Origin of the sequence: Microbulbifer aestuariivivens, from assembly GCF_039545115.1 — a bacterium.
Classification (GTDB): domain Bacteria; phylum Pseudomonadota; class Gammaproteobacteria; order Pseudomonadales; family Cellvibrionaceae; genus Microbulbifer; species Microbulbifer aestuariivivens.
The window spans coordinates 1-1,401 of record NZ_BAABRT010000058.1 but is presented as its reverse complement, the minus strand read 5'-3'; the positions used below and the strand labels follow the sequence as shown (position 1 = coordinate 1,401).

Below are 1,401 nucleotides of genomic sequence, written 5' to 3'. Positions count from 1 at the left end.
TGCCAATCGCCTGAGCGCTGCTGTTCATGGTCAGGAATCCTTCAACTATGCCTACGATGCCAATGGCAACCGGCTGGAGGGCGGCCAGCAGTACGACCCCTTCAACAAGATTCTGGCCAGCGAAACCAACTCGTATGCCTACGATGCCAGTGGCAACCGTATCAAAAAAGTGGATTCGCAGTCGGGCGAAATTACTGAATACCAGTACGATGCCCTCAACCGCCTGACGGCCCTGGTGCGGCGACCGGCAGAAGGAGCGCCGCCCACGGTCACCGCCAGCTACCGGTATGATGCGTTTGGCCGCCGTATCCAGAAATCCGGAAAAAATGGGGTCAGAGTCAAATTTTGGCGCTAATTTTTTCGGCTGAACTCGGGCGACTTTCATAAAACTACTCCTCTGGCTGCTTTGTATAGACCGCAGCCAGGGAGAGGTTATCTTTTTGTGGGCGTTGCAAGTTGATTTAACTGTGGGTCAGAAAATCAGTGTGCAGCCTGATGCCCAGGCTGATTAAAATTGAAAATTGGGGTCGAAAATTGCGAAAATTGGGGTCAGAGTAAAATTATGACGCCTATTTTTTCTGTCCGATCCTGATAAACCCCATCGGTGATTTTCCTCTTCTTTTTATAATCTCTTTTTCAGGTCACAGTGAGTGGCCTGAAAAAGTGGCTATGGCCCGCAAGAGATGTTCAGCGGGATTCTATATTCGCCGCGCACACGGAATTTACTTGGGGGGCTCGACTGACGCTGTGTCCGGCCGAGAATTCGCTACGCGAAGGTGCTGCTTAATAGAATCTGCAAGTATGAGGTGCCGGCTTTCGTTGTGGAAAGTGGCGGCCTGGTGGCTCCTGGCCTGGGCTTTTCGCTTTTCATTGCTCTTCCTGCAAGGCACGCCCTGCAAGCTTTATCTCTGACAGCGTTTTTGGGAATGCCCGTCCAAGCGCAAGCTGCCATCGTATTTGCAAACGCTCCCACTGCTGAGTCGCGGCTGGAACGTGGATAGATAAGAAAAACAAAACTTTGCAGTCAGAAAAATTAGGGTCATAGTAAATTATGACGCCTATTTTTTTGCTCGATCCTTAGAAATCCCATCAGGGATTTCCCTCTACTTTTTATAATCTCTTTTTCAGGTTACAGTGAGTGGCCTGAAAAAATACCTGTGGCCCGCAAGAGATGTTCAGCGGGATTCTACGCCTTAATTTTACTCTGACCCCAATTATTATGACGATGCCAATCGCCTGAGCGCTGCTGTTCATGGTCAGGAATCCTTCAACTCTGCCTACGATGCCAATGGCAACCGGCTGGAGGGCGGCCAGCAGTACGACCCCTTCAACAAGATTCTGGCCAGCGAAACCGATTCGTATGCCTACGATGCCAGTGGCAACCGCATCAAAAAAGTGGAT

2 protein-coding genes are annotated in these 1,401 nt (G+C 50.2%); one reads left to right on the top strand and one right to left on the bottom strand.

Annotated elements, in window-relative coordinates; translation table 11 throughout:
* On the top strand, positions 1-355 hold a 355-nt coding region (locus tag ABEA58_RS14315; RefSeq protein ID WP_345552592.1), incomplete at its 5' end, for an RHS repeat domain-containing protein.
* Between the two features lie 755 nt (positions 356-1,110).
* Here ABEA58_RS14315 and ABEA58_RS14310 read toward each other — a convergent pair.
* The coding region (locus ABEA58_RS14310) for a hypothetical protein (RefSeq protein WP_345552590.1) at positions 1,111-1,401 on the bottom strand (291 nt) is incomplete at its 5' end.